The sequence below is a fragment of the Rhodococcus sp. P4_B6 genome (genome assembly GCF_056402215.1).
In genome coordinates, this window is record NZ_JBFUHV010000268.1 from 1 (window position 1) to 8,573 (window position 8,573).

Annotated in this window: 6 protein-coding genes; 4 read left to right on the top strand and 2 right to left on the bottom strand. The window is 64.0% G+C overall.

Annotation, left to right across the window (positions count from 1 at the left end; translation table 11 throughout):
• Window positions 1-101: 101 nt before the first annotated feature.
• Window positions 102-611, bottom strand: coding sequence for a nuclear transport factor 2 family protein (locus tag AC1DWT_RS47720; protein ID WP_378673392.1), 510 nt, complete (start codon window positions 609-611; stop codon window positions 102-104).
• A 304-nt stretch (window positions 612-915) separates the two neighbouring features.
• Between AC1DWT_RS47720 and AC1DWT_RS47725 the strand changes: the two genes are divergently transcribed.
• From AC1DWT_RS47725 to AC1DWT_RS47735, 3 genes are read left to right on the top strand one after another with little or no spacing between them, the layout of a single operon-like run.
• Window positions 916-1,740: a mycofactocin-coupled SDR family oxidoreductase gene (locus AC1DWT_RS47725; protein WP_276135683.1), complete on the top strand. Its 825-nt coding sequence runs from the start codon at window positions 916-918 to the stop codon at window positions 1,738-1,740.
• 33 nt (window positions 1,741-1,773) lie between these two features.
• A complete protein-coding gene (locus AC1DWT_RS47730; protein WP_378673389.1) occupies window positions 1,774-2,304 on the top strand; it encodes a flavin reductase family protein in 531 nt (176 codons plus the stop codon).
• Window positions 2,301-5,477 carry an acetyl-CoA carboxylase family protein gene (locus tag AC1DWT_RS47735; protein ID WP_477925946.1) on the top strand — a complete coding sequence of 1,059 codons (3,177 nt, stop codon included), beginning with the start codon at window positions 2,301-2,303 and terminating at the stop codon, window positions 5,475-5,477. The genes AC1DWT_RS47730 and AC1DWT_RS47735 overlap by 4 nt, the downstream gene beginning before the upstream one ends.
• 71 nt (window positions 5,478-5,548) lie before the next feature.
• Here AC1DWT_RS47735 and AC1DWT_RS47740 read toward each other — a convergent pair whose 3' ends face one another.
• Complete coding sequence (locus AC1DWT_RS47740; protein ID WP_378673383.1) at window positions 5,549-7,507, bottom strand: flavin-containing monooxygenase; 1,959 nt, start codon at window positions 7,505-7,507, stop codon at window positions 5,549-5,551.
• A 291-nt stretch (window positions 7,508-7,798) separates the two neighbouring features.
• Here AC1DWT_RS47740 and AC1DWT_RS47745 point away from each other — a divergent pair.
• A partial coding sequence (locus AC1DWT_RS47745) for an MFS transporter (RefSeq protein ID WP_477925947.1) occupies window positions 7,799-8,573 on the top strand: 775 nt, incomplete at its 3' end.

An 8,573-nucleotide genomic window follows, 5' to 3' on the forward strand; every position in this document is an offset into this window, starting at 1 on the left:
GTTCGGAGGCGCGTCACCCCCACAGCCATTGTCAACGTTTATGTTGATTTTCGAGACCGGCGTCGGCCACAGGTCTCTGCAGCCGAGAACCGTTCAGGCCTTCACGCCTTCACCGCATAGTCCGAGGCGGCAGGCTCGGCGCCGGGCCAGCGGACCGGGCGCGGAGAGGTCAGCGACGAGGCGACCTCACCCCATGGCCCCACATGCACAGTGCGCATGTTTCGTGATGCGAACTTCCAGCGGCCGTCTACCCGTACGTACCCGTCCTCGTACCGAACAGCGCCGAACACTGTCGTGCCCCCGGTCGCAATCTCCAGATGAGCACCCACCACACCCGTTGCATGGTCGTCGTCGACGAAATCCACCAGAACGTAGTTCGGGGTGTGGATCGTCGTCCCGAAGGACTCGCGAGCCTGCCGGATCATCTCCGCAATGCCGGCACCGCCCGAAGCGCCCGGAAAACCTCCGGCAGAGAACGTACCGTCGACGGAGAACGAGTCGGCGATGACGTCCAGGTCGTCGAAGTCGGACGCCAAGAAGTACCGTACCGCGAGATCGTGAAGCTCGGCCCGATCCTCCAACCTCCGCAGCCTGGTCTCGATGTCGGACATGCGCACTCCTCCACAGGATCGAACCTCGAGGGCGCGCACACATCTTCCGGCGCACCCCGCGATCAACGTCAGTGTAGATCGCTTCCACCGATCATCGTGCCCGCCTTCGCAGATGTCAACCATCGGCAGAATGCGAGCAGAATCTACGCAGCCGTGGACAAAATCAACGTCATAGTTGACAGATCGGAATGCCGGGGGCAGGGTGTGGCGGTAGGAGCGACGCACGTCACATCGATGCTTCGCACGTCGAAGGAGATGTGGACATCACTCCCTCACCCCCGTGCGTCCACGAAAGGGATCCTTCATGAGCGGCAGACTCAGCGGAAGAATTGCATTCATCACCGGCGCGGCACGAGGACAGGGGCGGAGTCATGCACTGCGACTGGCCGAGGAAGGCGCAGACATCATCGCCGTCGACATCTGCAACCCGATCGAATCGGTGCCCTACGCATTGGCCACGGAGGACGACCTCGCCGAGACGACCGCACTGGTGGAGAAACTCGACCGCCGGATCGTCGCCACGACCGCCGACGTCCGGGACAAGCGCGCGCTGTCGGCAGCATTCGAAGCCGGTGCCGCCGAATTGGGCGGTGTCGACATCGTCGTCGCCAACGCAGGCATCGCTCCACAGCAGTCCGACGAACCCGACCGCGACGCCGTCTTCGCCGACGTGATCGCAGTCAACCTCACCGGAGTGTTCAACACCGTCGAGGTCGCCCGCGAACGCATGATCGCCCAAGGCCGCGGCGGTTCCATTGTCCTGACCAGCTCGACGGCCGGAATCAAGGCCGTCGGTGGAAGCTCCGGGGCAGGAATCGGTTACACGGCCAGCAAGCACGCAGTCGTCGGCTTGATGCGACAGTACGCAGTCCTGCTCGCCGAGCACAGCATTCGCGTGAACTCGGTTCACCCGACCGGCGTGAGCACTCCGATGGTCGTCGGAAACACCGCACTGGCCGAGGCACTCGCAGACCCGTCGAACATGGGGAAATCGATCAGCAATCTGCTGCCCGTCGAACTCCTCGAACCGCAGGACATCAGCAATGCGGTGATGTGGCTGGCATCGGACGAATCGCGGTACGTCACGGGCGTCGTGCTGCCCGTCGACGCCGGCCTGACGATCAAATGACATACCGATCAAATGACATACGAGGGGAACTCCGTGAACGCACAACAGTCAGTGGTAGTCGACGAAGAACGGATGATCGATCCGGGGTTGTTCCGCACGATTCTCGGTCATTTTCCGACCGGGGTGGTGGCAGTGACCGCGATCGGCGACAACGGAGCCCCGGTCGGAATGGCCGTCGGCTCGTTCACGTCGGTCTCGCTCGATCCGCCCCTCGTCGCATTCCTGCCGGACAGGTCCTCGTCGACGTTTCCGAAGATACGTGCTGCACAGCGGTTCTGCGCCAACGTGCTCGCTTCCGGCCAACAGAACATCTGCCGAAGCATGTCCCGTAAGGGCACGGACAAGTTTGCCGACGTCGACTGGACCGCGACGCCGTCGGGCATGCCCCGCATACTAGGCTCCCTGGCGTGGATCGACTGCGAGATCGACGCCGTCCACGATGCCGGCGACCACTACATCGTCGTCGGCCGGGTCGAACACCTCGAACTCGACACCCCGGAATCGCCGCTCATCTTCTTTCAGGGCGGATACGGCGGCTTCTCGGCCGACGAAGCGAAGGCATGACCGCGCTGCTGATCGCCAACCGCGGCGAGGTAGCGCTCCGCATCATGCGCACGGCGACCCAACGGGGACTGCGCACGGTGGCGGTGTACAGCGAGGACGAAGAAGGATCACCGCATGCCGAGCACGCCGATCAGTCGGTTGCGCTGCGAGGGACCGGTCCCGCCGCATACCTGGACGTGGAGGGCATCTGTGGAGCCGCCGCATCGTCCGACGCCGGCCTGATCCATCCCGGCTACGGATTCCTCAGCGAGAGCGACCGGCTGTCCGATGCCTGTGTGGCAGCCGGTCTGACGTTCGTCGGACCGGCCGGCGATACCCTGCGCCTCCTCGGGGACAAATCCGCGACGCGTGAACTCGCCACGAGGTGCGGAGTGCCGGTGTTGCCGGCCACGAGCGGGGCGACCTCCCCCGCTGCCGCCCGGGAGTTCGCCGAATCACTGGAGTCCGGCTCGGTCATCGTCAAGGCGGTGGCAGGCGGCGGCGGCCGTGGTATGCGAATCGTCGAAGACCTGCGTCACCTGGATCACGCGATGGACCGCTGCCGCTCGGAGGCCGGCCGCAGTTTCGGAGTCCCGGACGTCTACGTCGAGGCATACCTCGCGCGAGCACGACACGTCGAAGTCCAGGTGGTCGGTGACGGAAGCACCTCACCGATGCACCTCTTCGACCGCGACTGCACGGGCCAGCGGCGCCATCAGAAGATGGTCGAGGCAGGACCTGCGGCTTTCCTGCCCGCGACCACCCGCACCGCGCTGTATGCGGCCGCGCTGACGCTCGCCTCCGAGGTGGGACTTCGCGGGCTCGCCACATTCGAGTTCCTGGTGGACGCCGACGATCTCGACCGGTGGTACTTCATCGAAGCCAACCCCCGGCTACAGGTCGAACACGGCGTGACCGAGATGATCACCGGACTCGACCTGGTCGGTCTGCAACTCGACATCGCCCAGGGGTTGAGCCTTGCCGATCTACAACTGTCGGCGACCACCCTGGGGGAACCCCGCGGAATTGCGCTCGAAGCACGCGTCACAGGAGCGCCCGAATCGGGCGGCTCCGACCGGCTCACCGCAGTACAGTTCCCGACCGGCCCGTCGATCCGCGTCGAATCACACGCTCGACCCGGCCTGCAGGTCGGCACGGGGTACGACCCTCTTCTGGCCAAAGTGATCGTGCATCGACCGGACGGCGACTTCCTCGCGGCAGCAGAGGAACTGAACGCCGCGCTCGGTGACGTCGTCCTCGACCCGCTCGACACCGACATTCCGACACTGTCGTGGTTCCTCGGCAGCGACGGCTTCCGGAACGGAACGATCACGACCAGAACCATCGACGACCACCTGGCCTCTGCTCGAGCACCGGATGAAGCGACGGACTCCATCGTCGAGGTGCGGGCGCCCTCCGGTGGTACCGTCGTCGCGCTGTCGTCGACACCGGGTGGCATCGTCGGTCGCGGTGAAGCGATGCTCACCGTCGAGGCGATGAAGATGGAATCCGACATCTGCTCGCCGGTGGCCGGGACCGTCGTCGACATCGCGGTCACGCTGGGAGACACCGTGCCGGCGGGTAGCGTCCTCGCCACAGTTCGTCCCGACGCCGACCAATCGTTCGAGGCCGCAACCTCGGCGGCTGTGGACCTGGCTGCGACGCGGGACGACCTCTCCGACATCGACGCGAGACATGCCCGCACCCTCGACAGTGCTCGTCCGGAGGCTGTCGAGCGTCGCCACCGCCGGGGCAAAAGAACGGCACGCGAGAACCTTCACGATCTGTTCGACACGGACTCCTTCCACGAGTACGGCGGGCTTGTCGTTGCCGCGCAACGGCGTCGCAGGACGCTGGAGGAACTCGAAGCTGCAACACCGGCCGACGGGGTCGTCACCGGCTTCGGTGCCGTCGACGGCCGTGCGACGGCCGCGCTCGCGTACGACTACACGGTGCTCGCGGGAACCCAAGGGTTACAGAGCCACAAGAAGGCGGAACGGCTCTTCGAACTCGCAGGCCGGAGAGGAACGCCCGTGGTCCTGTTCACTGAAGGCGGCGGCGGGCGCCCCGGCGACACCGACGACATGTCGCGAGCTACCCGGATGGATCTCGGGACCTTCGTTGCCCTGGGACGCCTCAACGGAGTAGTTCCGACCGTCGGCATCGCGTCCGGTCGCTGCTTCGCAGGCAACGCAGCGTTACTGGGCTGTTGTGACGTCATCGTCGCCACTCGCGACTCGACGATCGGACTCGGCGGGCCTGCCATGATCGAAGGGGGCGGACTGGGAACGGTCGCAGCGGACGACGTCGGACCGGTCTCCATCCAGGAGCCCAACGGAGTCGTGGACATCGTTGTCGACGACGACCGGGACGCCGTCGAGGTCGCTCGACGCTATCTGAGTTACTTCGGCGGCGCCACTGACGTCTGGGGTGAACCCGATCAACGACTACTGCGGCATATCGTGCCCGAGAGGCGCAATCGCACATTCGACATTCGCACCCTGGTCCGCACGCTCGCAGACGAAGATTCGGTGCTGGAACTCCGCAGGAGATTCGGACCCGGATTGATGACTGCATTGATCCGCATCGACGGCCGACCCCTCGGGCTCGTCGCCAATGACGGGAACACGGCCGGCGGCACCATCGGTAGTGCAGAAGCAGACAAGATGGCACGGTTCCTGCAGCTGTGCGACGCGCACGGACTGCCGATCGTCTCGCTGTGTGACACCGCGGGATTCCTCGTCGGTCCCGATGCAGAACGAGCGGCGTCGGTGCGCCACGTCAGTCGATTGTTCGTGACCGCACCGGCGCTGAGCGTGCCGTTCTGCACAGTGATCGTCCGCAGGGCGTTCGGCCTCGGCGGACAAGCCATGGCTGGTGGCAGTTTCCGTGTACCTGACGCGATTGTTGCGTGGCCTACGGGGGAACTGGGGGCAATGGGACCAGAAGGCGCCGTCAAGCTCGGCTTTCGTCGCGAGTTGGATGCCATCGAGGACGACGAGGAACGTGATCGCGTCTACCGCGCCCATCTTGCGGACTTTGCACATCAAGGCAGGGCGATCAACGCCGCATCGGTCTTCGAGATCGACGACGTCATCGATCCTGCGAGCACTCGGTCGTGGATCTCGAGTGTGACAGCCACTCCACGAGTCGACCGCTCCCCCCTCGCCCGGCGCCGCATCGACGCCTGGTGAATCACAGCCGCATCGACACCGACGGCAATGCCCCGGAACCGATTGGGTTCCGGGGCATTGCCGTCCGAGTGTCACCGCGCGGTGTAGTTCTCCAGATCCGGGCGCTGAGTCATCCTCCAGTACTCCACATTCAGGAACGGCATCACGAACACCACTCGCCCGTGAGAGTTCCGGTAATACGTCGACATTCCCCGGTGAGTCCACACCGTGCGGGCATGCGTCGAATCGACGAGGTCGTTGTACTCACGATTCGCCTCCGGACGCGCATCGAGCGCCTTGATCCCGTTGCGGAACATCTCGGTGAGAAGACCACGGATGTAGCGCATCTGAACCTCCATGAAGAACATGAAGCTACCGCTGCCCGGGAACGAATTGGGGCCGCCCAGCATGAAGAAGTTCGGGAAGTCGGGGACCGACACTCCCAGATACGCCTTGGGATCGTCGTCGTTCCAGGCTTCCCGGAGCGTCAGCCCACCAATGCCCTTCACCTCCATCGAACTGATGAAGCGAGCAGCCTCGAAACCTGTCGCCCAGACGATGACGTCGACGTCCGTCTCCGTCCCGGTGTCGTCGACGAGGCCCTCGGCGCGCACCCCGGTGACGGACCGGTCGATCAGATCCACGTTGTCCTTGCGCAGGGTTGCAAACCAGCCGTTGTCGAGGAGGATTCGCTTGCCGAACGGAGGGTAGTCCGGGAGCACCTTGTCCAGCAGGTCGGTCCGGTCCCCCACCTGCTGTGTGATGTATCTGGTGAAGTACTCGCGGTGCGCGTCGTTTCGCGCGTTCACCGAGCGCTCCGGATGGTCCCATTCGGGATCGACTCGCAGCGACTCGATGACCTTGTCGCCGAATTGCCAGAAGAGCCGGATCCAATACCAACTGTGGTAGATCGGGCAGGTCTGCATCAGTCTCCGGAGTTCCATCGGGATGGGCATCCGGAACTTCTCGAACGGCGCCACCCACTGCGGCGAGCGTTGGAAGATCGACAGATGCGCGACGCGGTCCGCGATCGCCGGGGCGATCTGCATCGAACTGGCACCGGTACCGACGACAGCGACGCGTTTGCCGTCGAGGTCCAGATTCTCCGGCCAGTCCGCCGAATGGAAGCTGATCCCCTCGAAGGTATCCATTCCCGGTACTTCAGGCCTCTTGGGGCGGTTCAGCACACCGACCGCGCTGATCACCACGTCCGAACGCAGAATGGACGCAGTGCCGTCCGGATTGCGCACCTCCACGGACCATTGCGCGGCCGCCTCGTCGAACGTCGCCGATCGAACCTCGGTACCGTAACGGACGCGTTCACCTGCACCCAGGTCCTTCAACACACGACCGAAGTAGCCCTGCAATTCGTTGCGGAGTTCGAAGTGCGTGGTCCAGTCGTTCTTGGCGAACGAAAACGAGTACAGATGGCTGGGTGTGTCCACCCCCGCACCCGGATAGGTATTCTGCCACCAGTTTCCGCCTGCCTCCGGTTGCTTCTCGAGGATGACGTAGTTCACGCCCATGTCTTCGAGTTGTTGTGCAGCAGCAATTCCGGCGACACCGGTCCCGATGACGATGACCGAGAATCCCTCGGGCGCATCGACCGGTTCGAGTGACAGGCTCGGCGAGTCCGGCGCTGCGCGTCGCGCCAACTCGAGTGCGAGCATCGGTCCGTACTCGTCGCCGACGGGTTCGCCCATGCATACACTCATCATTCGAACCGTGAGTTCCGGTGACGGGGTCTCGATCGCAGGACGGCCTCCGTCCTGCAGACTCAGAACAGCCTTCACCGCAGCCTCGCGAATCTCCTCCTGGATCGCGTCGTCGAGACCTCCCGAGTCGTGGTCGCCGAGGCCCTTGCCTCTGGTCGGGGTGTACGGAGCAGCGAGCCATTTCTGGTCGCCCGTCGTTTGGAACACAACCATGAGGAGCGAGGGCACATTCGCCCTGCCGACCGCTGTTCGAATCTCACACTCGGTGAGCCGGTCCGGGTTGAAGTCGTCGCCGGCCGCCCTGTCCGCGCCCGGATCACGATGTACTGCCGTCATTCGAGTACCTCTCGCATCGATGTGGCGATCGGAGCCGAACGCTCCTCGCCGAGATCATCCCGTCTTTCAACATAAGCGTTGACTGACCCTCACCCATGGTGACAGCGGCCATGGACGATGTCAACGTCACAGTTGACGCTCCACATCCATTCGATCCACGCACGTGTTGACAACCCAGGATGACACCGGGCAACATTCACGTTGACGACACTGTGGCTCGAGTCACAACGACTCGTCGCTCAACGATGTGTAATGCCCGCCTGGCGGTGCACACCCGAAACGGATGCAACCATGTCGAACACAACGAGTTCCACGCCCGGCACCGAAATGGTGCTCGACCTTCGCAAATCTCGAAAAGCACTCGTGGCCGGATCACTCGGCAACCTGATCGAGTGGTACGAGTTCGCGATCTATGCGTACATGGCGCCGATCATTGCGCCACTGTTCTTTCCGTCGGAGAACCCGACAGCGTCCATCCTGTCGACGTTCCTGCTCTTCGCACTTGCGTTCTTCCTCCGGCCGATCGGCGCAATCATCTTCGGGCGGATGACCGACCGCATGGGCCGCAAGCCTGTCCTCGCGATGATCATCGCGTTGATGACTGTCGCGACGACATGTATCGGACTCCTTCCGACGCATTCGGCAATCGGCATCGTCGCCCCGTTGCTCCTGACCCTGTGCCGGATCGCACAGGGCATCTCCGCCGGCGGAGAAGTGGGCGGAGCCGTCTCGTTGATGGTGGAATCGGCACCCGCCGACAAACGCGGCCTGTACGGGTCGTGGTCATTCGTCGGCACCACGCTCGGCTTCGTCCTCGGAGGCGGAGTCGCAACCGTACTGGCGGTACTGCTCTCCGACGACGCGATGGCACAGTGGGGTTGGCGAATCGGTTTCCTCCTGGCCGCCCCGATGGGCATCATCGTTCTCTACCTGAGACTCAAGGTCGACGAGACGCCACACTTCAGGCAAGTCGCAGTCGAGATCGCAGCGGGCGAGCTTCCCGTATCCGACGACAACTCGCGCAGGCCGCTGTCCTACCTCCTCGCGACATTGGGCGTCGTGGTCG

Bases quoted from the DNA above. Each gene is read 5' to 3' on its own strand.
- AC1DWT_RS47725 (WP_276135683.1), top strand. From the start codon at position 916: ATGAGCGGCAGACTCAGCGGAAGAATTGCATTCATCACCGGCGCGGCA.
- AC1DWT_RS47720 (WP_378673392.1), bottom strand. From the start codon at position 611: ATGTCCGACATCGAGACCAGGCTGCGGAGGTTGGAGGATCGGGCCGAG.
- AC1DWT_RS47735 (WP_477925946.1), top strand. From the start codon at position 2,301: ATGACCGCGCTGCTGATCGCCAACCGCGGCGAGGTAGCGCTCCGCATC.
- AC1DWT_RS47740 (WP_378673383.1), bottom strand. From the start codon at position 7,507: ATGACGGCAGTACATCGTGATCCGGGCGCGGACAGGGCGGCCGGCGAC.